Raw genomic sequence first — 26,722 nt, forward strand, 5'->3', positions numbered from 1 at the left:
CGTTCATATCAGTACATTCCTTCACAATCTCAAACTATTTTAGAATAAATATCTAATTTAACTCCCAAGTGTTGTCCATTTTCTACTACTTCTCTTTCTTTAACTCCCCTGTCCAAAGTTGAAGAAGTACCACAAAAATAAGCGTTAAATCATAAAATAAGCGTTAATCCTTCTTGGATCAACGCCCCATAAGTTAAAGAAACATATCGTCTTTCAGTAATAGATATAACAAATACCTTTGAATAATGGAAAAGACTCTAAAAATACAATAAGTACAAAATTTCAATAAGCATTATTATGAATAAATTCTATTTCCCTTACTTTAACAATGTAATTATCAATTTCCTCCTTTAAGTATAAGTATTGCTTTCCTCCATCAACTCTTGGCCCAGTTAAGGCTACAATATTATTATTTAATAATTTCTGATATAAATTTGTTGAATTAGTATTTAACTGTTTAGCAACAATTGATAACGGTACATAAGTGCGGAGAAAAAGATCAAAATCTTGTTTTGTGGACTTGAATTCTTCTGTCTCTCCAACCACAAAATCTAAAAATCCTTTTTTCATCCAATCAGCAATCTTTTCCCTTTTTACTCCAGTTATTTTTACCATTTCCCTTAAAGTTACATATTCACTGTCCTCTTCTGCACGCAATTTCAAAAAATAATTGCGAACCCCATCTCTTAACAACTCCAGTTGATTTAAACCTTCTCCTTTCGCAAGTCTTACCGGTTTTATATCATTATCTAAAATTCCTTTCACTAATTGTCCAATACCAAACTTTAAACTTCCGGCAATCTGAAGTGCTATTCTGAAATTAATTAAGTCATTATTATACGTGTAAGCAGCAGTAGCAGGAATCTTTATATATATTTCTTCTAACAGCCCATATACGCTATCTTTAGAGAATCTCCAATTGGGATATCCATCAATTTTAGGTCCTCTTATTGCAATAATACATCCATATTTCTGCAACTCATGTACATTTCTGTCATATACACCAAGAATTTCACTTGTTTCTTTTGTAGAAAAAGTATCGTCGATTTTTTGTTTATATTTTTCAACGCTTTCCTTTTCAACTAAAATTAATGTTGCATTACCTCTTTTCTTAATAACTCCTTTAAAAACCCCTTTGCTTACATATTTTTTTACAGCCTCTGCAGGAATACCGTATAATTTCCATACCTCACTTGCAGCAATGAATTTTTTATTTAAATTTTTTGATGAAGACTTTCTTAGAGTAGCAATATACCCACCATCCCATCTCTTTGCCAAATACTCATCAAATTCAACAGTTAAAAACTTTGTGTTTTTTTTATTATCTAAATGTTTATATAATGCGGTATAAAAATATCCAAAGTGGTTCTCAATTGAACTATCATCTTTCTGTTTTAATGAGGATTCCTGAATATTATCAAGAAATTTTATAAAATTATTTGGCCAGTCATCAAATATTTTATATACAGATGAAAACAGTTGATGTATTTCTTGATTACTTAATGATTTACCAATATATTTATTTCTCAATTTCCATTTCTCGTTTTTTGATATGAACCAAGAGAAAAATACTATTACTTCAAATAAATCAAAAAGGCTTAAATTTATTAGGGGATTTTTTTGGATTTGTCTTAAATATTTTGTGTTTGATTTACTAAACAGAATACTAATCGGACTTTCCGAAATAGTAATATTTTTTGAAGGTATCTCTGAAAATAGTTGACCACACGAACATTCTAATACTTTTGTTCGTGACCATGAAATTTCTTTTGCACATTTTGGACATCTGTCAATAAGAATTATTCGATGTTTTATACAAGCCGTAACAGGTACCAAATCCCAAGCTTTCCTATGATATGCAGTCTCAGCTAAACATTTTGGGCAAATTTTGGTTTTAGTGGTATGTATGGCTTGACGGGGAATTGGTTCCTTTCTGTACTGAAAAAAGGGAGACTTAACATCATGGGAAGCAAAGGTTAATTCCGCCAAATCTTTTATGGAACAGTTTATGATTTCACTTAGTTTCTCCATATTATCATTTAATGGATTCAATAGATTTCCGTTTTTACTTCTCCTTCTTACAATTTCCCACAAGTCCGACGAAAGATATATGTAACTAACTTTTTCATAAAAATTCCCTTCAGTTAACCTCAATACGTATCCTGCTAAGCTCTCGTCCTCAAATGGCTTTGGAGTTTTTAATAAACTTTGGCTTTCACACATACCACCAACCACCATACTCTTTTTTAAAAGACAACGCCTTAAAGAAAACCTTCAAGGCGTTATCTTTTCATTATCCACATCATGCTAATTAATTGTGAAAAATGATCCAAGTTATTATGAATAAATTCTAACTAATTATGAAAATCACAATTAATGAGTTGGCTATTGATCAATTATACACTCGGTCTAGGATGTTTTTTTATTTCAATCCGTTCTTTTTTGGTGTAAATCCGTTTAACTTTAAATTGCCTAATCCGGCCAATTATGGCTCCTATCCGGTAATTTTTGAACGAAATCCGGTTTATTTTGGTGTTTTACAATTATCCAATTTTCTCATCATACTTGCGTTCATCCTGGACAAATAGGATGCCAAGTTCGTGGTGGTCGCCTTCGTAGAGGGCGCGTTGAACGAAACGAATCTCTCCCTTGGTATCCAAAACCTCCAACTTACAGTGGGCACGGTTTTTTTGCAGTGCTTCATAGAAGGTATTCTCATCGCGAACCAATACACCATTAGCTTTTGTGATAATCTCACCCACTTGCAGTCCCATTTTGCTTGAAGCTGAATCGGGAATAATTCCAATAATCATTACCCCTTGATTTTTTTTCGAAAAATAAGGCGGAAGACTGTCGTCCTTTAAATTGGCCATTAATGCTAATGATTCGCGGCCGATAATAGCCAAAGCAGCAACAACAATCGAAGTGAGCGGATACCAATAACCAGCCACTGAAATGAGGGTAATTAACGCTCCAAGGACAATCACCCTTCGGCCGTGAAGCCTGATAGCTTCTACAGGAAGCATCCCTTTGATTTGCTGATGAAAGCCAATTGCAAATGGAACCAGTATGAGGGAATACTCCTTGGCACCTAAATGAAAGACAGGCCACCAATCGAAAGAAGACTGAAGCACATCCCCTGGGACCAGTAAAAATAACGGCACCATCCAAAGGCGCTTTCCTTCATGGGCACCAACGCTTTGACCGCGTTTGCTTCTAGTGATCTTAGGCGAAGTTCTCCTGCTGCCATTTTTAAAAATAAGTATGCCTTCTGCGATGAGCAATAGGCCAAGAACAACGACAACGGAAGGATAGACCTTATCACTAATTGAATTAAACGCCTCTGAAAAAAGTGGAATCGACCAATTATTTTCTGCAATTAAAATAATGGTAAAGAATGAAGCCCCAACTGTGTATGCAGGAGACATCAGGCGAATATTTGTCGTCAGTGACCACAATAGCGTAAATCCCGCAATAAGAAGGATGACCGCGAATGGTACTGTAATTCCTGTTGCCACTACAATAATAGAAAGTATAAGCCCAATAAGGAGTCCTTGCGGAAACAACTGCCTGAGCTCAAAATAAGCATCATACGCCCGAATATGAAAATTTTTCCGTTCACGTTTTACCCTCATAACACCTATAATTCCTGCAAGGAAAACGAGATAGTATAAAACAGGATTAAGAAATAATTTGCCTGTCCCTTTAAGTAACTCTACAAGCCATATTTGCACCATATCCTGCCACCTGCCTCTATTAAAATTTCTAATAATATACTATGTAAAAAGTCTCTTACAGATTATTTTACCAAATTACACTGATAAAACATATTACTAGTTTCTAGAAAAAAGCAAAAAATGTCCTAACATTCTAGTATTTCGTATCCATTCGAGTATTGTGCTTGTTTTAGGATAGGTTAAACAGAGAATCTGCCACTTTTGCAGAGATTCCGCGAAGATTCGACTAATTTCCGCCAACCCCATTACTATTTCCGCGGAAATCCCTGATTATTCCGCCAAACTAGACAAGCATTCCGCTAAGGCTCCTCATTTTCTAAAATCAAAATAAATACAGAGGCCGGAGCCTCTGCTTTTTGGTTACTTGGTAATTAACTTTAAGGCCATTAGCAGCTGCAAATCGTTTTTCTCTTTCTTCATTTCTTTCACAACGGCTGCTTCGAGCTTAGCAGCGGTTTTGTTATCAATTTTTCCAGTTGGCTCCAAGTCATTTTGCTCCTGGAAGCCTTTAACAGCTAACTTCGTTTTAGAGCTAAAGTATCCGTCTGTCCGTCCAGGGGCAAATCCCAAGGCGTTTAATATTTCTTGAGCATTCTTTACCTGTTCATTGTTCATGTCCTCAACAAGCGGCTTCTCGACTTGAATCGGATGGGTAGAAAATATTGCCGGCTGATGGATGGCGACATCTGGTTTAATTCCTTTTTTGTGAATCCAATTTCCATCGGGGGTCAGCCATTTTGCTAATGTCAACTTTATATTACTGCCGTCCCCCATTGGCATCGCTTGCTGAACAGTTCCTTTTCCAAAGGTTGTTTCGCCAACAATCTGATAGCCTGCTGCCTCTTTCAACGATCCTGCTAAGATTTCCGATGCGGAAGCACTACCTTTATTGACAAGGACAAGCACGCGATAATCCTTTTTCTCGGAGATCGTGGAGAAGAAACGCCGTTTTCCCCCGTTGCGTTCTTCAGTCTGAACATATGGCTTATCCTTCGGGACAAACTCTTTTAATATCTCTCCGACACTGTCTAAAAGTCCGCCAGGGTTGCCACGCACATCAATGATCAGGCCTTTAATATCGTCATTTTCCTGCGCTTTTAATTCTTTTTTAAAATCTATAGCCGTTTCTTTTGAGAAGGAGGTAATTTCAATATAGCCAATCTTTTTGCCGTCCTGCTTCTTTATGGATCCGTGAACAGTCTCAAGCGGAATTTCATCACGCTTGACATCAATGGACAGTGGGTCTTTTAAACCTTTCCTAGCAATCTCTAAATTTACTGACGTCCCTTTTTTTCCACGAATTTTAAGCGTTGCTTTGTTAAGGTCTAAACCATCGACACTCTTTCCGTCCACCTTTAATATCTGATCATTCGGCTTGATTCCTGCTTTTTCAGCAGGAGAATTTTTAAAAGGCGAGACGATGACAATTTTTCCATCGACCATACCGACTTCGGCACCAATTCCTTCAAATGACGATTCCAATGTTTGCGTGAATTGCTGGGCCGTTTCCTTGTCCATATAAACGGAATATGGATCCTTTAAAACAGAAAGCATGCCTTGAATCGCGCCTTCAACCAGCTTCTCCTGATCCACTTTTTCAACATAGCGGCTTAAAATGAGGTCATAAGCCTGCTCTACTTTATCAAGATCCTCTGTATCTGCCTCTGAATTAATAGCGTGTCCTTTAGGGGTTACCTTCTCTTCAAGTTTGGGAGCTGCTTCCGTTCTATCAAGAAATTCCATTCCAGCATACGTGCCCCCCGCACCTGTTAAAAGTGAACCCGTCATCAACAGGGCAATCCATTTACGATTCATCCGAATCCTCCTTAAGTTAAAAATGCCTGTCTTATCTATTTTTCTAAAAAAGGCACCGAATTCCTGCCCGATTATTAACTTATATGTGAGGAGTGGACGAGTTATGAGTAATATAAAAAAGGAAGAAGCGAAAAGCTTCTTCCTAATGGTTAATGTCATGGCATTGGCACGATGCCGACAGGATTAATGGCATTACTTTTATCCTGTGTCCATGGACCTTTATGAAGTTCAAAGTGTAAATGTTGGCCTTGTGAGGCACCAGTATTCCCCATGACGCCAATTTGCTGGCCTTTTTTCACTACATCCCCGCTTCCGGCTATACGTGAAGACATATGGGCGTAGACAGTTGTATAAACCTGGCCATTAATAGAGTGGGATATAAAGATACAATTTCCATAACTTGAAGAATAATAGGATTTAATCACAACACCATCGGCAGCTGCAACAATCGGTACTTGCGTAGAATTGGCAATATCGACTCCATAATGATTTCCATCGCCACGGCCTCCAAAACCTGAGCTGAAACGTCCGACAGCAGGCTGGGTCCAATATCCGCTTGATACGCCTGGATTCGCTGTAGAGGCACCACCACCTCCACCACTATTAGCTTGGTTATTTTTTGCAGCTGCGGCCGCAGCTTCGGCCGCAGCTCTGGCTTGAGCTTCCTGCTCCATCTTGATCGCCTTTTGAATCGCAGCCTCCTGTGATGCAAGAATTTGCTCCTGCTCCTTCAAATCCATCATGTATTCGTGTTCTTCTGCTTCTTGATCTATTAATGTTCCTAATAATTTATCTTTCTCTGCTTTTTGTGCATTCAATTGCTGATTCATTTTTTCTAAGTCCGCCAGCATAATTTTCAAGTCTGAAAGGTCTTTTTCAACCTGATTTTGTTTCGACTCAAGCTCCTTTTTATCGGCCTCATGCTGTTTTAATATATCCTGGTCCGCATTCATAATCGTTGCAACCGCATTCGCACGGTCAATGAAATCGCTAAAGCTTGTTGAGCCCATTAATACATCCAAATAATTGACCACACCGCCTGTTTCCTGATAGCTGCGTGCCCGATCCTTCAAGAGCTCATTTCGCTTTTCAATTCGCTCCTTGATGATTTTCGTCTCTTCCTGGAGTTTCGTAATCTCGGCTTTTGTTTCTTCTATTTTAGCTGTTTTTTCATTAATTTTCGTTGTCGTATCACCAATCGCAAAATCAATACTCTTCATGTCGCTCTTCACGTCAGCCTGCTGGCCTTGGAGTTCACTGATTTTATCATTTGCTTGATTAATATCTAATTTTACATCGGATCGCTTCTCTTGAATATTATTTTGTTCACCTTTCAATTTGGAGATAGATTCCGCCTCTATTTTTGCAGGAGTTCCTCCAAAAATTGTCCCCAAACCGACCGTTGCAGCAACGGCAAGCGTAATAGCTGACTTTTTCATTTTCGATAATTCTCCTCCATCTCTCTATGTATAGGTAAAACTCTCTTAATCTATGTAATATTTAATGTTTTTACAATGAGAATCTTTTTTACTAAAATCAAGGAAGGACATGAAAGCAGTCCTTCCTGATGAGAAAAGCGCAAGCGCCTGTTTCGCGGTATATAGAGAAAGTTAAACCTTTAAGAACTTCCTTACGGACATCATGCTGCCCCAAATACCTATAAAAGCTCCCATTAAAATCAAAATACCGGAAGTTTGATAGATAAATGGTTCAACTGGCAGCACCTTGATAAAGGTCCCCTCAAGCCTAGGGCCAAGATAATCAAAAGCCCGATAGTAGGCAATCGAAATCAGGATAATTGGTAAAATGGATCCAAGAATTCCGAGCCATAAACCTTCTAAAAAGAACGGCCAGCGAATAAAGGTATTTGTCGCCCCTACTAATCTCATAATCTTAATTTCTCGCCGTCTAGCAAATATCGTAATCTTAATCGTATTAGAAATTAAGAAAATCGCCGTAAAGAACAAACCAATAATGAGGACGACTCCAACATTGCGACTCGCTTCAATAAACTTAAATAATTTTTCAACCTTGCCCTGCCCGTATTTTACTTTTGCAACGTAATTGTACTTTTCAACCTTTTTTGCTACTTGCATTGTGTCTGTCGGGTTTTTCGTTTTTACGATAAATACATCATTTAGCGGATTATCCTGTTCAAAAAGTTTAAAGGCCTTTCCATCCTCACCAAGACTTTTCACTAAGTTATCTAGTTCCTTCTCTTTAGGTGAATATTTTACACTTTTTACTTCAGGAATTTTCTCTATCTCACTTTTTAATGATTGCTGTTCTTCTTTGCTCGCAGCAATGTCGATGTGAACGCGTATTGATACGTCCTCTTCTACGGATTGTGTTACTCTATTAAGATTCATCATAATAACGAAAAAGACACCGACTAATATTAGGGTCACGGTAACAGCACTAACAGATGCAAAGGTCATCCAGCCATTTCTGGTAATATTCTTTAAGCTTTCACGGGCGTGACGGCCAATCGTTTTAATTTTCATAACCGTAATCACCTCTTTGCTCATCACGAACAATTTTTCCGCCTTCAATGGCAATGACGCGATGTTTCAATGTATTAACAATCTCTCTGTTATGGGTTGCCATAACAATCGTTGTTCCTCTTGCATTAATTTGTTCAAAAATGTTCATGATTTCCCATGAAGTTTCAGGGTCAAGGTTTCCTGTAGGTTCGTCCGCAATTACAACCTTTGGAGAATTTACGATCGAGCGGGCAATGGAAACACGCTGTTGCTCACCGCCTGAAAGCTCAGTTGGAAGCATTTTTATTTTATGCTTTAGGCCAACAAGATCGAGTACTTCCATAACCCGTTTTCTTATGAACTTTGGCTGTGCTTCTATGACCTCAAGGGCAAATGCGACATTTTCATAAACTGTTAAAGACGGCAACAGTTTAAAGTCTTGGAAAACCACACCAAGATTCCTTCTGTAAAGCGGAACCTTTTTCATTTTTAATTTGGCAAGATTAACACCATTCATCGTGATGGTCCCAGAAGATGGTACCTCTTCACGGTACATCATTTTTATAAATGTTGATTTCCCTGCACCACTCGGGCCAACGACATAAACAAATTCGCCCTGGTTAATCCGGACGTCTATACCATTAATGGCGGTAACACCATTTGGGTACTTTTTATATACCTCTTGCAATTCTATCATTAATATCACCTATAGTTTTAGAGTTATTTAGAATAGTACTATTCGACAATAATCTTCGTTTGTTTGCAAAATGAACCAAAATAACAAACAATATGTGCATAATTTCGCATAGGTTTATTATAACATCAAAAATCGCTAAAAGGGTGGTAAAAATATTACAGTTTCTTTTCAAACAATACAATATTCGACAATATTCTCCATCTTTTGAAAAATAAAAAAACGTTCTGCAAATTTCTTGCAGAACATTTTTGTAGTTATTACTTTTTGTTTGAAAGCCAATCAGCCACTTTTTCGGCGTCGTCCCCTTGGACTACATTTTGAGGCATTTGACCTTTACCATTTTTAATTGTATCTAAAATTTCATCTTTGGATAGTGTTGAGCCAACTTTTGATAAATCTGGACCCATACCACCCTTTAGATCGCCGCCATGGCATCCAGAGCATTTTTGATCATAAATCTTTTGCCCAGCAGAAGCAGTTTCAGTTCCACCGTTGTCCTTATCTTTTGTGTTATCTGTGGCGCCTCCACAAGCAGCAAGACCCATTACTAGGGAAGTTCCAAGCAACAATGTTAGTAGCTTTTTCTTCATAGCTAATCCCCCTTCAGAAATAAATACCATCACTGTGTTATTATACCAATGACTATGTGCGTTTAAAACCCTCACCCAGGACTTCTGCTGCGTCCATAACGACAACAAATGCTGAAGGATCAAGGGTTTTGACCAATTGTTTCAATTTCGTGAACTCCGTTTGGTCAACCACACACATCAGTACTGGCCGTTCATTGTCAGTAAAACCACCGTATGCTGATAGTTTTGTCACACCACGGTCAATTTTATTCAAAATTCCTTCGCGGACTTCTTCTTGTTTATTCGTAATGATCATCGTCATTTTTGATCTGCCAAAACCAACTTGGATGAGGTCAATCGTTTTACTTGTTACATAAAGGGCAATTAACGCATATAATCCCTTTTCAATATCAAAAACAATGGCGGCAGTAAGGACGATTAATCCGTCAATCATAACAACACATCTTCCTAGTGTAAATCCTGTATATTTATTGATAATTTGAGCGGCAAGGTCAGTACCTCCGGTAGATGCCTTTCCCCGAAACACAATTCCAAGTCCTAGTCCCACGCCAATTCCACCGAACAATGCGCCGAGCAATGCATCATGCGTCCATGGCTCCAAGTTTTTTGTCAAAAAGACAACAAACGGTAAAAAAATGGTTCCTACCAAAGTTTTTGCACCAAATTGTTTCCCTAATAAAACGACACCTGCAATAAATAATGGAATATTAAAGGCCCATTGGACATACGCCGGCTCCCACCCAACCAGGGTTTTCAGAATGGTACTAATCCCGCTTACTCCACCTGACGCTACCTGGTTGGGCAGCAAAAACACATTAAACGCAAGTGCAATAATGGCAGATCCAATCAGAACAAAAATATAATCAATGGCTAATCTCGTCTTAGGATAGGTTTGTGTCAGATTGCTCAATATATTCATATAGCTATCTCCTCTAAAATTCCTTATACAATAAAAATTTCTATTAACCGAATGTGAGTATAGCATGGACAAAATTTGGTGTAAATGACAATAAATTGACGTAGTAAAGGACTAAAATTTTTAATAGCATTTCCTCTGAAAGTGGTTTTCATGAGGTAAGCATAATAAAAGCCTTTGCCGACTTCATTTCGACAAAGACTTTTGATTTTATTACGATATTCTTGAACGTAAGTAAGCATTAATAAACTGGTCTAAATCCCCGTCCATTACTGCTTGAACATTCCCGCTTTCGGTATTTGTACGGTGATCCTTTACCATCGAATATGGATGGAAAACGTAAGAACGGATTTGGCTGCCCCAGCCGATTTCTTTTTGCTCGCCGCGAATTTCCAAAAGCTCCTGCTCCTGCCGCTCAATCTCCCGCTGATACAGCTTCGCTTTCAACATTTTCATGGCTGACTCACGGTTTTTAATTTGTGAACGTTCCGATTGACAGGTGACAACAACACCTGTTGGCAGGTGCGTAATCCGGACGGCAGAATCCGTAGTATTGATATGCTGTCCGCCGGCTCCAGTAGCTCGGTACGTATCAATTTTTAAATCCTCAGTCCTGATATCTACCTGAATTTCTTCATTAAATTCCGGCATCACTTCACAGGAAACGAACGACGTATGACGACGTCCTGAAGCATCAAACGGCGAAATCCGCACAAGACGGTGAACGCCCTTTTCGGCCTTCAAGTATCCGTAGGCATTATGTCCTTTGATGGCAAGCGTTACACTTTTAATACCAGCTTCATCGCCAGGAAGATAATCAAGCGTCTCCACTTTAAAGCCTTTTTTCTCTGCCCAGCGGGTATACATTCGGAGCAGCATCGATCCCCAGTCCTGTGATTCCGTACCGCCAGCACCCGGGTGAAGCTCCAAAATCGCATTATTTTTATCATACTCCTCACTCAAGAGAAGCTGCAGCTCAAATTGATTTAAGCGGCCTGATAGCTGCTGAAGCTCTTCCTCCAGCTCTGCTCTTAATTCCATATCATTTTCTTCTTTCACAAGCTCATAGGTTAGTTCCAGGTTTTCATATGAGTCATTCAAATCAGTGAACTCATTTACCTGGTCTTTTAAACCATTTGCCTCACTGATGACAATTTGTGCCTTTTCTTGGTCATTCCAAAAATCAGGCTGGAGCATGGTATCATCTAGTTCAGCGATTCTAGCTTCCTTATTTTCAAGGTCAAAGAGACCCCCTAAAGTCCGCTAGTTTCTTAGCTGTTTTTTCAAGTTCATTTCGAATTTCCGCTAATTCCATTTCCTTCACCTCTATAAAAAATAAAATGACATCCGGTTCGTTTTGGTCAGTTCCTTTTCCATTATAGCGTGATTACAGGATAAAATTCAAAGTTTGACGAAAAACTAGGAAATTCAAATAGTATAAAAAAATCCTGTATCTTACGCAAGAATCCAATAAAATTCCTTAGTATTTATATATTTCACTCTGTCAAAAATGGTACTATTAAAGAAAATAAACCTCTTATCACAGCTGTTAATACATAATGAATACATATCTTTTTGTAAAGTGCAAATAGAAACGGGATTAAAGAGATAGACTTTTAAAGGAGTCGAGTGAAATGGAGAAATTTAATCGGAATGATCCTTGTCCTTGCGGGAGTGGAAAAAAGTATAAAAAGTGCTGTGGGGTGAGTGAAGCTGTATCGATCACCCAGATTATTGAAGCTGAAATCGATGAACTGCAAAAGCAGCTCCTTCATTTTGCTTACTATCACTTCGGACATGAAATACATGAGGATTTTGAAATTCTTGAAACGATGATTGACATCGAAAATGAGCAGGAACGGGAGTTTTATGAGCTGATTCATGCCATTTGGTTTTCCCTTTTTGAGGGGCTTAATGATGGAAAAACCATTATAGAAAAATTTATCACTGCTGAAGCAGGGAAAATTAAGCGCCCGAAACTGAGGCAAATTTTACAATCTTGGACATTTGCCAGAACGATTGCTGGTAATGTGCTGAGTGTTGAAAATAACAAGCTGACTGTCGAAGATGGCTTCACAAAGGAACAACTAGAGGCCATCGTTGCCAATATGCCGATCACGATAGAGGAGGGCTCTTTCTTTATTGGGATCTTGCTGCCTTACGAGCAAAATTATGTCTTTTTCCCATCACCGTTTGATTTACCGGATCTCAAACCAGAACATGCCTTGTCCTACATCGAAGATAGCAGCCTTGACGCAGATTACGACTCCCCGCAAGAGTATTTAACCGATTTTTTTATGGAAGTCTTAAGTGAGCTGCCGATGGTAGGAGGTCTTCTTGAAGTGGATGAAATAGAATGGCCCGCCCCGATCTACAAAGAGGTAGCAGATCTATTTAAGAAGAAACTGGAATTGCTTTTCCCTCCTCCAGTTTTAGACACAGGCGTTATTCTCTGGCTGAATTTTTGCCAGAAAAGGCAGAAACGGATTCAAAATCCAAATCTTTATGTAGCATCCCTTCATTATTTACTGTCAACGATTGCTCCGATGGAAAAAATAGTTACACAAAAGGAGCTTGCAAAAGAATATGGCGTTTCCGCCAGCAGTATTTCATCAATTGTTTCGGAGCTTGAATCGGAATTAGCTGAGGAAATTGCAGAATTAATTGGGCTTGTGTATGGTGTAAATCAGTCTCCTGATACGCCTCCAACAGAAAAAGCACCCATTATCCAATTCCCTAAAAATCGAGGTTCAATGACGGAAGAACAGCATGAAGGGTTGGAACCTAATGTACAGACACTAACCAGTGTGGATCATACCTATAAGAAAAAAGTACGGAAGATTTCAAGACGCGACGAGGAACGGGCAAGAAACTTAATATATGATGCCATTCAGTCAGATGGGAAGCAGCGTTATAAATTTGCAGAAGAAGCATTAAAGCTGAATCCTAATTGTGTCGATGCCTATGTCATCCTTGCTGAAAAAACAAACAGCCTTGAAGAAGCAATTTTACTCTATGAAAAAGGAATTCAGGCAGGGGAAAGGGAACTTGGCAAGACCTTCTTCAAAGAAAACACCGGGTACTTCTGGGGCTTAATAGAAACAAGACCGTTTATGCGAGCAAAACTTCATTATGCAGAGGCACTTTCCCTTTTAGGAAAACCCACCCAAGCTGTGAAGCAGTATGAAGAACTTCTCCAGTTAAATCCGATGGATAACCAAGGAGTCCGTTACTCTTTATTTGTGGCCTATGTAGATTCAGGCGAATACAAAAAAGCAGGAAATTTGCTCCAACAATATGAGGAGGCTTCGGCACAACATTTGTTTAACAAGTTATTGCTCGAACTGCATCAAAAGGGTTTTACTAAGAAGGCGGAAATGCTTCTAAAAGCAGCAAAAAAAGAGAACAAGCATGTGATTGCCTACCTAACCGGAAAAAAACGGCTGCCAGCCTATCCACCTGATTTTTATGGATTTGGTGATGAAAACGAAGCAATTGTTTATGCGGATATGCATTTACATTTGTGGAGGAAGATAGACGGGCTGCAGGAGTGGTTGAAAGGAAAGTAGACCACTTTGACATCTGGTTAGTACAGATGGTTTATCATGTAATATAGAATGACTTATATGCCCTCGATGGCTCCTATCGGAGTTATTGGGGGCTTTTATTTTTGATTTAACTGCCATTCTTCCATTTGGAAATGTTCCATAAAGATTCACATGGAGAAAGAAATTACCAAAAACACTGGAGATATAATTGGAGATAAGTATTCCAAACGAAAGGAAGAATGTTTGATGAAAAAGTTGACTATGATCATTATCTTATCTTTTTTAGGAATAGGGATTTTCTCAATTAAATATTTTACTACATTATTAGATTCAAAGGATTCAGCAATTATTGTTAATAAACCTTATTCCTTTAAGGATCATTATCAAGATAAACAAAAATTAGTGAAAGCCGTTGACAATATATTTATCGGTGAAGTCATTAGGGAAAATGGAAATGAGAAATACACAGGAAAGCCAAATACGCAATTTTTGGTGAGAATTACCCAAAATATTAAAGGTTCCCTCCTCGGGGATATTACGATAAATCAAGAAGGTGGATATTATAAAAAGAATGGATATCTATATCTCCTTACATACGAAAAATCTCCATTGCTAAAAAAGAACCAGATGTATTTATTCGCCGTAACCAACACAAAAAAAGGCTATTTTGAAATGATGCCGAAATATGGGAGTACTCTTTTGGATAATGAGGATGAGAAACTAAAGCAAATTGACGATATAAAGAAAGCACTGGAGGAAATGTAATTATTAATGCTTATCAAATCGATAAGTTTTGATAAAAGATCATTATTCAAAAGCAAACACGAGAGTTCTTTAGACTCTCGTGTTTGCTTTTGTTTATGGGTTAGTTGATGGGTCTACACCTGGCAACGGAGCATGGGCGGCACTCATCGACTTTTCTCTAAAGTTTTTATATGACTTCGTTTGGTCACTATGACATTCTGAACACGCTTTGCTCTCATTATCCTGGTGTCCTAGAATTGTTTTATCAATTGCTGCCTTTTTCCCATATATCTCTGTTCCTTTAGTGTGGCAATTCAAACAAAAATTCCGTTCATTTTCTTCGTTCCATGCTGTACCAACAGTCTTGAAATGATCAGCTGCAGGCAAGGAAGGATTATTCCCTAATATTTCTCTTAAGTTAAATAGATTATTTGACCCGTGTGTTTCGTGACAATCCGCACATGGCATTGGGCCATTCAACATGCTGCCGTCCCTTTGGGTTTGTTGATCAGCAAGTAAAACAAAATTGTGCCCTGAATTTTGTTTGAGATAATGTGATTCTATATCTGCGGTGTTAGTATTCTTCATACTTTTTTCAGGATTATGGCATCTAAAGCATAAGGAATAATCTGAAATAGTCTTAAGAGTTGAATCTGTTATTTTATTTGATATAGTTCCCTTTGCGGTTAAGGATTTTTTATAGGCTAAAGTTTCATGTTTTCCTTTTTCGGCACTAATTTTAGAGAAATCAATGTACTCATGGCATGACTCACATGCAGTATCAAGACTGTCTACCGTAAGAGTTTCTAACCCTTTTTCTGGATGTACTTCATTATGAGTATAAACATAATGATCTTTTAACAAGTTGGGATTCTCTTCAGACCAATTCAGGTGTGGATTATGACAACTAGTACATGATTCAGGCTGCTTTAAATTATTTTTTCCTTCCACTGAATAATCAGCGGGATTATTATGACGGTACTTACTATCATTTTTATCAATAATTGGCGCATTTATTGTTCCATCATGACAAGCCATACAATAGTTTTCCGACGGATCACCAGCAGGCTGCCCAGCTGCTAGCTCTTTTTTAAATATAGTTCGATAAGACACTCCTATTTGAGAAGGGCTTTTAGGATCATGTGTACTGTGGCATGCAGCACACATATTAGTATTTGATTGATAATGCCCATGAGGATTAGACGATGCATGACTTATCGGATTGTCTGGATCATTCCACTCGGCATTTGTCCTAGTGGTGAATTTAAACAGCCTTGTAAAAACAGGATTCTCTAAATCATCCACAAGTTCTGGATCAATATACACCAAATAGGTCTTGTTTATTTTTAGCTCAGCAGTATTTGGAGTAAAAATTAGGTCGTAAAAATACTTACCATTTTGAACAGCAAGCTCTTTAATTTCCGTAGTTCCCTGTATTGTATCTGATCCTAATAGGATTTTTATTGGGTTGTATTTATTTGCTTCTATATTATTTTTAAGGTGATCCATCTTCTGATCATCAACAACAGTTATTTTTATTTTTGAATCAAGGGGAACATTTGTTAAATCTTCTCCCTGTCTCTCTGTACCATTAGCTAGTATTATTTTGGCTTCAGAAACATATGGTCTGATTAAGGCTAAAGAAAAATTAGTAGTTGCCTTTGATATGTCAGTTGTTTGTAAATTTTTAATTTCAACGGTTATATTATGGTCCCCTTCTGCTAATGAGGTCGTAGAGAAAGTCCATTTCTTAGGTGTACTATTTTCATCAATAGTCCAATCACCTGCATTTAATGATGAATCTGATAATTTTTCCTCACCATCATTTGCTGTGAAAAGCAATTCGGTTTTTGGGACATCAGCGGTATAGGTACCTGAAATGACAACATGTTTGCTATTAAGCACTGATGTCGGGGATGGATCTGTTATTGTAATAGAGGTTCCCGTCATTTTAATCGTAAAAGTTATTGATGCTTCCGTTAATTCTTCGTTTGTAGATATTCTTTTTATTTTTATAGAAATAGTATGGGTTCCCTCTGCTAATGATGATGTGGAAAAATCCCATGACTTAGTTGTACCGGTATCATCAATGGTCCAATCTGCTTTATGTGCTAACGAGTCTGAAAAACTATTTCCATTTTCATATGCTGTGAAAAGTAAATCTGTCTTTGAATCATCTGCTGAATACGATCCTGAGATCACGATATTTTTTGTAGTAATCTCCGCATTGGAAGACGGGGAATTAATCGTGATTGTAGGTTGACTAGCAGAAAATACATTACTTGATGGATAGGGAAGGATCGTTGACATAAGTAGGAGAATCGTTAATGGAAGATACCAATATGATCTATTAAACAAGGTGAATTTCCTCAAATTTATCAACTCTTTTTCTATGAAATAATGTATTTTTTTGCTTAGATATTTTATTTATAGGAATTATATTTATATTATAACAATGCGGTTGATGAAAAGTTGGGGCGAAAATAAAGCGATTTTTTGACATAATTGTGTCTTTATAGGAAAATATAAAAAAAGGTAACAATATTACTATTGCTACCTTTTTTACTATCATTATTATTTTTTCATTTTAGGCTAACAAATAGTGGCGCTATTTGTTGGCTTATTAATTTCTAGGAGTTCCTGGTTGACCACCTAATAGTCTTTCTGATTTACCATCATTCATAAATGCTGCTCCACTTCCATGGCAAGCATAACATACTGACATACCAGTATATTTTTTCAATGCCGAAGATGGGTTTGGATCCTTCAAGTACTCAGTAGCAGCTGCTGTAGCGGCTGCTGAATCACCACCATATTTGGCAGGATCAAATTTTCCACCAACTTTAATCAAATCAGCTACGCCCTGATCATTTGCATCCTTCATGATAGTTGCATCTGTACCGTGTGCATAGTGACAACGTGAGCATGTTAACATATCTGTGTTCGTTTGGTGACGGTGAGCTGTTGAGTAAACACCTGTATCAGCTTTAGCATAAGTACCAGACAAATAGTCAGCATGACAGGATGTACAGAGATTACTCATTTGTACTCCACTGTCACTAACATATCCAGGATAGGTATTGTCATATAATGATCTATGTTCAGGTGTAATGGTTACTGCAATACCTAAAGAAAGGTCAGCACTTGCGATGTCAGCAATTTTCTTTGTTCCTTTATCTGTAACAAAACCATCAAGCCATTTAATATCTAATTGACTAGTAATATCAGTGTTAGTAGCATCTTTAAAGACTGTGTTGGATTTATAAGGGTATCCCTTTTCTTGTAACAAGAGGGAGTAATCCGCACGGTAAGCGCCAGCTCCATAGTTTCCACCAGGGTTCCAGCTGTATGTTTGAAGAACTACGTCTCCATCGATTAGGTTAGCATTTACATAAGGAGATTTTGCCTTCTTAAGATCTGCTCCGATATCAGTGGCAGTTACTGTGTATTTCACAAGAATAACGTCTTCGGCTTTAGCTCCAGGAACAGCATCATAAACTTTAACACCTAAAAATCTCTTTCCGTTAGGGTCTTGACCTGCTGCAGTTCCTTTTGTAAGTCCACCTAAACCTAGTGGGTTACCCTTTAATAGTTTACTTCCTTGAGAACCGTGGGGCTCATGACAGCTAGCGCAAGTAAATTCAGCTGTCCATGCTTTATCATTATCTCCATCTAAATTACGGTTACCACCTGGTGCAGCACTAACTGCTACAGATCCATCTGCTAAGTGAATCGACATGTTACCCTCATGAGTACCGCCGAATGTACCAGCATTTGTTGGGGCACCGAATACTCCTTTAGCTCCCATTGTCCCATCATGGCAGGCTGCACAAGTGCTATATGTGCCATCTTTAAATAATAGGTAATCACCTTCTGCTGTGTGAGTTTGGTGACAGCTAGCACAGGAGTTGGTATTGGCTTGATACGAACCGTGTGTTTTATGACCAGATTTGTTTTTCTTTAATACGTTAAAGCCTGTTTCGTTAGCATTAACTTTGGATGTTCCAGGATTAACGATTGAGACATCCAATAGTTTATTAGATGCATCTGTAATGACAATAGTAGCTCCAGACAATACTTTTGTAGGTTCAATTTGTCGAGTTAGTTCTACTGTGTAAATTTTTCCTGTAGTTAATATCGGTGTAGTATAGGAACCTTTTTTAGAGGCATCAATTGTAATGTCTTTTGTTTCTACTAAAGTGTCTTTATCGTCTAAAAGATTGATGGTAAATACAGTAACACTTGCGGTATCACTTGTATCACCATTAAAATCAACTTTAACTGTTCCATCTCCAACTGGTACAGCCTTAACACCGTATGCGTCTTTCGCAAAAGCTGCAGTGCTCATCATTCCCACTAAAAATAAAGCAAAAAATAGCGAGAAGCTTAATTTAACTTTACTCATTTCTCAAAACCTCCCTTAGTGCTTCTTTTTTCTCTCTACATCTTTCTCTTCTTTTTTCTCTCTACTTTTTTCTGTTTTTATTAAACTATTAGTTCCTTCAGTTCTATAGGCAACACCCCCTTAAGATATAGGGTAAACCTTAGTAATAAACAGCCACTCTTTGATTAAATGTATCTGTTATATAAAGTTGACTTTTTTCGTCAATCCATAGTCCATTTGGGAGGAAGAATTGTTCGTTTTCGCTGCCTAAGCCACCAAATTGATAGATTTTTTTTCCTTTTTGATCGAAGCCATATACAAAATGTGTCATATTATCAACGATGAAGAGTGTACCTTTTGCATTAACAGCCAAACCTCTAGGGTTTACGAGAATGGTTTCTCCTTTTCCATCCTTAGTGCCATTAATAATTCGCTTAAACTTTCCTTTTTTATCATATACAACAACTCGTTGGTTCCCGGAGTCAGCGACATAGAGGTTTCCATCGTCATCAACTGTTACTGCGTTAGGAGCGTTCAACAAATCCTCTTTGTCCACTGCTGTGGTAATTTCAAGTTTTTCTGTTCCATCAAGACTAAAGATCATAACCTTTGCTTGTTCAATATCAGTAACATAAAGCTTGTCTTTAAAAATTCGCAAACCACCAGGACCTTTTATCAATTGTTCCTTATTGTCTTTTACTTCAAAGTACTTAATAAATTTACCTTTTTTTGAGAAGATGGATATTTTACCAGTATATAAGTCAGCAACATAAACATTACCATCCTTATCACCCGTAATACCGTAAGGGAATTTGAATTCTCCCTGTCCTTCTCCCTCTTTTCCAAATTTAAAAACCTGTGTACCTGACGAATCAAAGACTTGAACTTGTTTATGATTAGTATCGGTTACATAGACATACTCACCGATTTTTGCAACATCCATAGGTTTATCTAATGGAGATTTAAAATCTCCCTGAATAAAGTGACTGAAGGTTGGGGGTCCACCTTTTACAACGTCTGCTACTTTATTAGCTTTGTCCTGTAGGTTAAGAAAATAAATGGCAGTAAAGAGAATAACGGTTAATCCAACAATTGTACCCATCCATATATAAACAGTTTTCTTTTTCACGGACTCCTACTCCTTTCATTTTTGTATCAATTCTTTGATGCAATATTATCGAGTGCCTTCAAAGCTGGCTTAAAGAGCGGGTCAAATGAAAGTACCTCTTTATAGATTGCTTCTGCCTCTTTTTTATCTCCTTGAGCTTCAGCAACCTTTCCTATCTCAAAAAGGGTATCAACATTGCCAGGTTTCAATCGATATGCTTCATCTAAAGCTGCTTTTGCTTCCTTATACATTTTTAGTTCTCGATAACTTTTTCCCTTTAGAAGATGACCCTTGTAGTCTAAAGGGGATATTTTAATCGATTTTTGTGCATATTGAAGTGCTTTGTCATGATCGCCTTGTTTATCATAAACAATACTTAAATTTAAATATGCATCATAATATTTTTTATCTAGGCTTACTGCAGTTTGATATTGTTTAATTGCTTCCTTGTAATCCTTCTTTAAAAAATATGCATAGCCGAGCTGCACCCTAATTTCTGGATCATTCGGTTTTCGATTTACTTCTTCTTTATAGTAATTAATTTGTTCTGTAATTTGAGCGGAATCACTTTTTTCCCATAGAAACCTGTCGCTGATATAGTAACCAGCCGTTAAACAAATGGCTAGAGTTCCTATTAAAAGTAGGAGTGATTGCCACCATGTAAAACGATCTTTTTTTACTCTCTTTTCTTTTTTTTCAGGTTCTGTGGTGGGATGTTGTTCTTGAGCTTGCATACGAACCCTCCTAGTTAACTTATTCTTTATGACAAGAAGTACAATTCTTTTTCACATGACATGTATAACAGTACTCTGTGACCTTTCTGCCCCTTTCAACATTAATAGGGTGCGTAATCCTCCAATCTCTATTACTATGATTACTAGGGTGACATGTATTGCAGGTTACGATAATGTTTTTTGTACGACCTGTATTTTGATAATCATGACAAGTTAGACACGTTTCTGTATTCTTATTTGCAAGATCGCCGTGAGATACACCAAAACCCTTTTTATGACTTGCTGGACGTGTGGAATGACAATCTTTACAATAAGTATTTTGCTTTGCATAATCTTTAGCATCTATATCGTCTTCTTTAACTGTTCCATTGTTTAGATATTGCATAGATGCTGGTTTTTCATTAAATATATCGATTTCTTTTTTAGACATATACTTATGACATTCATTACACGTTTTCACATCTTTAATTGCTAAAGAACCATGAGTTTCATCTTTAAAATCCGCTTTTTTATGACTTTTTGGATACATGCTTGTTGTATGGCAAGCTTTACATTCAGTGGTAACTTGTCTTGCTTCATGGCATTCCATACATGTTTCCATTTTTGGACTTGTAAACTTAATATCACTCATCATCGATTTTCCGAGTGAATCATCCCATTTTCCATAGTCAGATTTAAAGGTCACTTTCCGTTCAGCGATTTTTCCATGTGCAACCCCACTATGACATTGAACACACTCAATATCTTTAGCCAAATGCTTATCGTGTGGGATGATAAGATCCCCTGAAGTGGTAACCTCACGTGTATCCATATTATGACATCTTTCGCAAGCGGAATTAGGTATATCTTTTGGCATTTGAATTGGTGCCAAATAAGTATCTGTTTGTTTTTTATAAAGCTCTTTTACCCCACCGGCCTTAGCTTCCGCTAAGTTTTTAACCCCGGGTTCAATATGACAATTAACACAATCCACTTCACTATGAGTCGAAGCCTTCCACGTGTAGTACTCTGGTTTCATCTCATGACAGGACGAGCAAAACTTTGAGCTTGAAGTTGCTTCTAGCCCAAAGAAGCCTGCAAAGAAGAAAATGGCTAGAAACAACAATGTTAACGTTCCTATTTTGATTAACTTATAGTTAAAACGGGGAGGGGCTGATTGTGTTTCTTTTTCTTCTTCCATAAAAGCGTCCCTCCAGTGTAAGGTTTCTTAATTATTTACATCAGATTTAAAACCTGTTCTATGACAGTATTGGCAATAAACATCTGTAGGTGCTTTTACATCTGTTGTACCTTCTTTTGGTTTATCACGGTCATGACAGACAAAGCATTCTGACTTTTGATCAGCAGTTTTAGCTTTATCAGCGTGAGCTGTTAGCCATTGATCGCTTTCTAAGTGTCCAGCAGGACGGTTGCCATGACAAGCGCTGCAGAATTGGTTAATTCGTGATTGATCTTTTACTACCGTGACATTTGGTACGTATTTATGTTCTTTGCTTGTAGTCTCTTTCATTTTTAGTAACGAAAGGATATCTTCTTTTGGTATTTCTTTGATCCATTTAGAATCTTGATGACAGTTGACGCATTTATCTAGTTCTTGAATAGCGGTGCTGCCGTGATTTCCGTTCCATCCCTCAACCTTGTGATTCTTAGGAACTTTTATTTTTTTGTGACATGTTTCACATTCCATGGATAACTTAACGTCTTTTTGTTGTTTACCAATTGCTTGTAATATGATTTCTTGTGTCTTTTCATCATGTGGTGAATTAGTTCCTTCAGCAGTTGCTTCTGTTTTTTCGCCTTCTGTTACAGCTTCACCAGAGGTTTTTTTATTAGTTTCATCTAATTTTTTCTCCATTTCCTCTGGATTTGGAGGGACGAGATAAGACACTTCTTTCCATGGCTTTTCACCGTTGTTCACTTTATCATGGCAATCAATACATGTTCCCATATTGGGAGCCAAATATTTCTGTTCCATTATTTTTTCAGCAGTTTCTTTTGTATAATGACCACGGACTTCTTCAGTGTTAATTCCCCTGCCCGCTACTTTTGCATGGACAACCCCTGCGTGACAGCTGATACAAGGGACACCTTCTTCGATATGTCCTTTATGATTTACCTTTAAGTCACCGGATGCAGTGACAAGACGATTCTTGGAGTGACATTGCAAACAGTTTTCGTCTGAAATAGCCTCTTCCTCAGTTTGAACAATTTGCTCCGGCACGCCGGTAACATGGTAGTAAACTTCTTTCATGGATTTCATTTTGTGGGTAACCATATTCACGAATCCAGGTTTGACATGACACTGAACACATGTAATATTGTTATGGGCGCTAGCCGTATATGTAGTGTACTCTGGCGTCATTTCATGACAACTGACACAAAATGACGGCGAGTTTGTAAACTGAATAACGCCGTATCCTCCACCAAAAATGACAATACACCCGATAAGTGAAATGAATAATAATTTCCACCTATTTACTGGATTCTTCCAGTCTATGCCTCTAAATTTTTGCCAAAGTCTGCGAATCAGGCCAACTTTTTTTCTATCTTCTCTCGTTTCGGGATCAGTCTCTTTATGTTTCTTTTTCCCCCAAATGGCCACTTAACTCACCCTTCCCATTTTGGTTTCTTTCTCTATTTATTTTGCATATTTACCTCTCTAAAGTTAGTATCTAATAATGCAAAAGTATATTCCAATGTACAATTTGTGAATATTTTTTCACACAGACAATAGTCCTATTTACCCCTAAAAACAACATATAAACGTTGTTTTTATCGGGTTATGTTAGTACTATGCTGACAGTGAAAACAAGAGGAAAAATGTATTTTTATTCAAAAATGCATTAATTTATGCAATAAACATTCACATTTATTGGCATGTATTTCGTTTGATATGTATTCACAGGTAAAATGCCATGAGTCTGTCATAATTGACGAAAAATCGAACATCCAAAACGGTTTATTAGAAGTTTAGAAATTATTGATTTATAATACTAGAATGACAACTTTTGCTCCCTTGCTTACGTTGTTGTCACTGTATTAAGGAAATGGTAAGATGAAAAAGAAAATTACCGAAAAGTTTTGACATGTATATGTTTGAAAAATATTTTTTTAGTCTCGATAAAAAGGAGCGTTCATCAGATGATGGGGATTTTAAATAAAGTATTTGATCTGAACAAACGCGAGCTGAAAAGGTTAGACAAGCTTGCAACGAAAATTGATGCCCTTGCTGCTGAAACAGAAAAGTTAACAGACGATCAGCTTCGGGAAAAAACAGAAGAGTTTAAGGCTCGTTATCAAAAGGGCGAAACATTGGATGACCTGCTTGTAGAAGCATTTGCGGTTGTCCGCGAAGGTGCCCGCCGTGTGCTTGGCTTATATCCGTACCATGTTCAGCTAATGGGGGGTATTTCTCTCCATGAAGGAAACATTTCGGAGATGAAGACTGGGGAAGGTAAAACATTAACCGCAACAATGCCGGTTTATTTGAATGCTCTTTCAGGTAAAGGTGTTCATGTTGTTACTGTCAACGAATACTTGGCAAGCCGTGACGCTACCGAAATGGGTGAGCTGTATCAATTTTTAGGCCTTACGGTTGGCTTGAATTTGAACAACATGGATAAGGATGAAAAGCAAGCTGCCTATGCCTGCGATATTACCTATGGTACAAATAACGAATTTGGATTCGATTACCTGCGTGATAACATGGTTCTTTATCAAGAGCAAAAAGTTCAACGGCCACTCTTTTATTCAGTCATTGACGAGGTTGACTCGATTTTAATCGACGAAGCACGTACTCCGCTGATTATTTCCGGCTCAGCGCAAAAATCAGCTGCTCTTTATATTCAAGCAAACGCCTTTGTACGGGTGTTGGCTAAGGATACTGATTATACGTATGATGAAAAAACGAAGGGTGTAATGTTGACGGAAGAAGGGATCAGCAAAGCTGAAAAAGCTTTCGGGATTGAAAACCTTTTTGACTTGTCGCATGTTACCTTAAACCATCATATTAATCAAGCGTTAAAAGCAAATGTCAGTATGCACCTAGATGTTGATTATGTAGTACAGGAAGGCGAAATTGTTATCGTCGACCAATTTACTGGCCGTTTGATGAAGGGTCGTCGCTATAGTGAAGGCTTACACCAGGCGATTGAGGCAAAAGAAGGTCTTGAAGTCCAGAACGAAAGTATGACAATGGCAACGATCACGTTCCAAAACTACTTCCGGATGTATGAAAAATTAGCCGGGATGACAGGTACAGCGAAAACGGAAGAAGAGGAATTCCGCAATATCTATAATATGAATGTTATTGTTATTCCGACAAACAAACCAATTGCCCGTGATGACCGTCCCGATTTAATTTATGCTTCGATGGATGGTAAGTTCCGTGCGGTCGTCGAGGACATTGCTGAGCGCAATCAAAAAGGGCAGCCAATCCTGGTTGGTACGGTAGCAATTGAAACATCTGAGCTAATTTCTACCTATTTATTTAAAAGACGAATTCACCACAATGTCTTGAACGCGAAAAACCATGAGCGTGAAGCAGAAATCATTGCGGAAGCTGGTCATAAGGGTGCTGTTACCATTGCGACCAACATGGCCGGTCGTGGTACAGATATTAAGCTTGGCGAAGGTGTCGTTGAACTGGGTGGACTAGCGGTTATTGGTACCGAACGTCACGAAAGCAGGCGTATCGATAACCAGCTCCGCGGACGTTCCGGTCGTCAAGGGGATCCTGGTGTTACACAGTTTTATTTATCCATGGAAGATGAATTGATGCGCCGCTTCGGCTCAGACAATATGAAGGCAATGATGCAAAAGCTTGGGATGGATGATTCCCAGCCAATTCAGAGTAAGATGGTGTCTCGTGCTGTTGAATCTGCCCAAAAACGCGTTGAGGGTAACAACTTCGATGCCCGTAAACAGCTGTTGCAATATGATGACGTTCTTCGTCAGCAGCGTGAGATTATCTACTCCCAGCGTGATGAAGTGTTAGAATCGGAAAACCTTCGTGATATCGTTCAAAAAATGATTCTTAACTCGATTCAGCGGAATGTTGATGCCCATGCGTCACGTCATGAGGATGAGGAAGAATGGAACCTCCAAGCGATTGTGGAATATGTTCATGCCACTCTTCTTCATGAAGGTGACATTTCCGTTGAGCATCTTAAGGGCAAAGATCCAGAGGAAATCGTCGACGCCATTTATACAAAAGTGATTGAGCGTTACGAGGAAAAGGAACAAATTCTTTTCCCTGAGCAAATGCGGGAATTTGAAAAGGTTGTTACATTAAGGGCGGTTGACTCCAAGTGGACTGATCATATCGATGCAATGGATCAGCTCCGCCAAGGAATCCATCTGCGTGCTTACGGACAAATTGATCCGCTTCGTGAATATCAGCATGAAGGCTTTGCCATGTTTGAAGCAATGATTCAATCTATCGAGGATGAAACGGCTACGTACATCATGAAGGCTGAAATCCGCAACAATCTTGAGCGTGAAGAGGTCGCAAAAGGTCAAGCAGTGAATCCGAAAGAAGACGGTGAACCTGTTAAGAAAAAGCCAAAAGTGAAGCAAATTGATGTTGGTCGTAACGCCCCATGTATCTGCGGCAGTGGCAAGAAATATAAGAACTGCTGTGGAGCTGCGAAATAAATACGGCTTTAAATGTACAGGTCGCAAATTTTTTAGACGCAACAATAGGAGGGCTGGCGAAATGAAACGCTTGCCCTCTTTTTATTTTTATGGGGATAAATATTGTGGAATTGTAGATAAATTTAGAGTGATTACGTGTGATTTGTGGAAAACCTCGTCAAATTTGTGGATTAATCTAGATGAATGTGGTTATCCACATGGGGATAACATCGATTTTTTTCTCTATTCTGGTTTTAGATTCATTTTATTTAAGATATAGAACATAATATATCAAAATAAATAATGCCGCTCCGGTCATCCGGAGCGGCATT

The 26,722-nt window shown here is 38.1% G+C and carries 18 protein-coding genes; 3 read left to right on the top strand and 15 right to left on the bottom strand.

Annotated features, from left to right (window positions below; all coding sequences use genetic code 11):
* Positions 1-282 precede the first annotated feature (282 nt).
* The 9 genes from V7150_RS17345 to prfB form a co-directional block, all read right to left on the bottom strand.
* Positions 283-2,238: a TniQ family protein gene (locus V7150_RS17345; RefSeq protein ID WP_335520898.1), complete on the bottom strand. Its 1,956-nt coding sequence runs from the start codon at positions 2,236-2,238 to the stop codon at positions 283-285.
* Positions 2,239-2,543: 305 nt separating this feature from the next.
* Entirely contained in the window at positions 2,544-3,737 is a 1,194-nt protein-coding gene (locus V7150_RS17350; protein WP_335520900.1) for a PDZ domain-containing protein, read from the bottom strand.
* 360 nt (positions 3,738-4,097) lie between these two features.
* Positions 4,098-5,552: a S41 family peptidase gene (locus V7150_RS17355; protein WP_335520902.1), complete on the bottom strand. Its 1,455-nt coding sequence runs from the start codon at positions 5,550-5,552 to the stop codon at positions 4,098-4,100.
* Between the two features lie 155 nt (positions 5,553-5,707).
* Entirely contained in the window at positions 5,708-6,991 is a 1,284-nt protein-coding gene (locus tag V7150_RS17360) for a murein hydrolase activator EnvC family protein (RefSeq protein WP_335520904.1), read from the bottom strand.
* Positions 6,992-7,162: 171 nt separating this feature from the next.
* Positions 7,163-8,056, bottom strand: coding sequence for a permease-like cell division protein FtsX (gene ftsX / locus V7150_RS17365; RefSeq protein ID WP_335520929.1), 894 nt, complete (start codon positions 8,054-8,056; stop codon positions 7,163-7,165).
* Positions 8,046-8,732 carry a cell division ATP-binding protein FtsE gene (gene ftsE / locus V7150_RS17370; protein WP_335520906.1) on the bottom strand — a complete coding sequence of 229 codons (687 nt, stop codon included), beginning with the start codon at positions 8,730-8,732 and terminating at the stop codon, positions 8,046-8,048. Before ftsE ends, ftsX begins: the two co-directional genes overlap by 11 nt.
* Positions 8,733-8,989: 257 nt before the next feature.
* Positions 8,990-9,322, bottom strand: coding sequence for a cytochrome c551 (gene cccB, locus V7150_RS17375; RefSeq protein ID WP_335520908.1), 333 nt, complete (start codon positions 9,320-9,322; stop codon positions 8,990-8,992).
* A 52-nt stretch (positions 9,323-9,374) separates the two neighbouring features.
* Positions 9,375-10,241: a YitT family protein gene (locus tag V7150_RS17380; RefSeq protein ID WP_335520910.1), complete on the bottom strand. Its 867-nt coding sequence runs from the start codon at positions 10,239-10,241 to the stop codon at positions 9,375-9,377.
* Between the two features lie 210 nt (positions 10,242-10,451).
* A protein-coding gene (gene prfB / locus V7150_RS17385) for a peptide chain release factor 2 (protein ID WP_335520912.1) occupies positions 10,452-11,553 on the bottom strand; the annotation gives its coding sequence in 2 pieces (ribosomal slippage) (positions 10,452-11,480 and positions 11,482-11,553; 1,101 coding nt in all).
* A gap of 319 nt (positions 11,554-11,872) precedes the next feature.
* Here prfB and V7150_RS17390 point away from each other — a divergent pair.
* Both V7150_RS17390 and V7150_RS17395 read left to right on the top strand, forming a co-directional pair.
* Positions 11,873-13,807: an SEC-C metal-binding domain-containing protein gene (locus V7150_RS17390; protein WP_335520914.1), complete on the top strand. Its 1,935-nt coding sequence runs from the start codon at positions 11,873-11,875 to the stop codon at positions 13,805-13,807.
* A gap of 225 nt (positions 13,808-14,032) precedes the next feature.
* Positions 14,033-14,551, top strand: a complete 519-nt coding sequence (locus V7150_RS17395; protein ID WP_335520915.1) for a hypothetical protein — start codon at positions 14,033-14,035, stop codon at positions 14,549-14,551.
* Positions 14,552-14,644: 93 nt separating this feature from the next.
* On the opposite strand, the gene V7150_RS17400 is transcribed toward V7150_RS17395, so the two are convergent.
* From V7150_RS17400 to V7150_RS17425, 6 genes are all read right to left on the bottom strand, one after another.
* The gene (locus tag V7150_RS17400) at positions 14,645-16,888 is read right to left on the bottom strand and encodes an Ig-like domain-containing protein (protein ID WP_335520917.1); all 2,244 of its coding nucleotides are present in this window, start codon (positions 16,886-16,888) and stop codon (positions 14,645-14,647) included.
* 265 nt (positions 16,889-17,153) lie between these two features.
* Positions 17,154-18,935 carry a cytochrome c3 family protein gene (locus V7150_RS17405; RefSeq protein ID WP_335520919.1) on the bottom strand — a complete coding sequence of 594 codons (1,782 nt, stop codon included), beginning with the start codon at positions 18,933-18,935 and terminating at the stop codon, positions 17,154-17,156.
* A 139-nt stretch (positions 18,936-19,074) separates the two neighbouring features.
* Entirely contained in the window at positions 19,075-20,043 is a 969-nt protein-coding gene (locus V7150_RS17410) for a 6-bladed beta-propeller (RefSeq protein ID WP_335520920.1), read from the bottom strand.
* A 26-nt stretch (positions 20,044-20,069) separates the two neighbouring features.
* Positions 20,070-20,756, bottom strand: a complete 687-nt coding sequence (locus V7150_RS17415) for a tetratricopeptide repeat protein (protein WP_335520922.1) — start codon at positions 20,754-20,756, stop codon at positions 20,070-20,072.
* A gap of 19 nt (positions 20,757-20,775) precedes the next feature.
* Positions 20,776-21,936 carry a cytochrome c3 family protein gene (locus tag V7150_RS17420; RefSeq protein WP_335520924.1) on the bottom strand — a complete coding sequence of 387 codons (1,161 nt, stop codon included), beginning with the start codon at positions 21,934-21,936 and terminating at the stop codon, positions 20,776-20,778.
* Positions 21,937-21,963: 27 nt separating this feature from the next.
* Positions 21,964-23,358 carry a cytochrome c3 family protein gene (locus V7150_RS17425; RefSeq protein ID WP_335520926.1) on the bottom strand — a complete coding sequence of 465 codons (1,395 nt, stop codon included), beginning with the start codon at positions 23,356-23,358 and terminating at the stop codon, positions 21,964-21,966.
* A gap of 539 nt (positions 23,359-23,897) precedes the next feature.
* Between V7150_RS17425 and secA the strand changes: the two genes are divergently transcribed.
* The gene (secA, locus tag V7150_RS17430; RefSeq protein ID WP_335520927.1) at positions 23,898-26,411 is read left to right on the top strand and encodes a preprotein translocase subunit SecA; all 2,514 of its coding nucleotides are present in this window, start codon (positions 23,898-23,900) and stop codon (positions 26,409-26,411) included.
* Positions 26,412-26,722: the final 311 nt, after the last annotated feature.

The sequence above is a fragment of the Neobacillus drentensis genome (assembly GCF_036965245.1).
Lineage (GTDB): Bacteria > Bacillota > Bacilli > Bacillales > Cytobacillaceae > Neobacillus > Neobacillus drentensis_G.

What these genes read in the sequence shown, in the direction of transcription:
- ftsX (WP_335520929.1), bottom strand. Translation starts at nt 8,056, where the DNA reads ATGAAAATTAAAACGATTGGCCGTCACGCCCGTGAAAGCTTAAAGAAT.
- secA (WP_335520927.1), top strand. Translation starts at nt 23,898, where the DNA reads ATGATGGGGATTTTAAATAAAGTATTTGATCTGAACAAACGCGAGCTG.
- V7150_RS17350 (WP_335520900.1), bottom strand. Translation starts at nt 3,737, where the DNA reads ATGGTGCAAATATGGCTTGTAGAGTTACTTAAAGGGACAGGCAAATTA.
- V7150_RS17395 (WP_335520915.1), top strand. Translation starts at nt 14,033, where the DNA reads ATGAAAAAGTTGACTATGATCATTATCTTATCTTTTTTAGGAATAGGG.
- V7150_RS17405 (WP_335520919.1), bottom strand. Translation starts at nt 18,935, where the DNA reads ATGAGTAAAGTTAAATTAAGCTTCTCGCTATTTTTTGCTTTATTTTTA.
- cccB (WP_335520908.1), bottom strand. Translation starts at nt 9,322, where the DNA reads ATGAAGAAAAAGCTACTAACATTGTTGCTTGGAACTTCCCTAGTAATG.
- V7150_RS17355 (WP_335520902.1), bottom strand. Translation starts at nt 5,552, where the DNA reads ATGAATCGTAAATGGATTGCCCTGTTGATGACGGGTTCACTTTTAACA.
- V7150_RS17380 (WP_335520910.1), bottom strand. Translation starts at nt 10,241, where the DNA reads ATGAATATATTGAGCAATCTGACACAAACCTATCCTAAGACGAGATTA.
- V7150_RS17345 (WP_335520898.1), bottom strand. Translation starts at nt 2,238, where the DNA reads ATGGTGGTTGGTGGTATGTGTGAAAGCCAAAGTTTATTAAAAACTCCA.
- V7150_RS17360 (WP_335520904.1), bottom strand. Translation starts at nt 6,991, where the DNA reads ATGAAAAAGTCAGCTATTACGCTTGCCGTTGCTGCAACGGTCGGTTTG.
- V7150_RS17415 (WP_335520922.1), bottom strand. Translation starts at nt 20,756, where the DNA reads ATGCAAGCTCAAGAACAACATCCCACCACAGAACCTGAAAAAAAAGAA.
- ftsE (WP_335520906.1), bottom strand. Translation starts at nt 8,732, where the DNA reads ATGATAGAATTGCAAGAGGTATATAAAAAGTACCCAAATGGTGTTACC.
- V7150_RS17390 (WP_335520914.1), top strand. Translation starts at nt 11,873, where the DNA reads ATGGAGAAATTTAATCGGAATGATCCTTGTCCTTGCGGGAGTGGAAAA.
- V7150_RS17420 (WP_335520924.1), bottom strand. Translation starts at nt 21,936, where the DNA reads ATGGAAGAAGAAAAAGAAACACAATCAGCCCCTCCCCGTTTTAACTAT.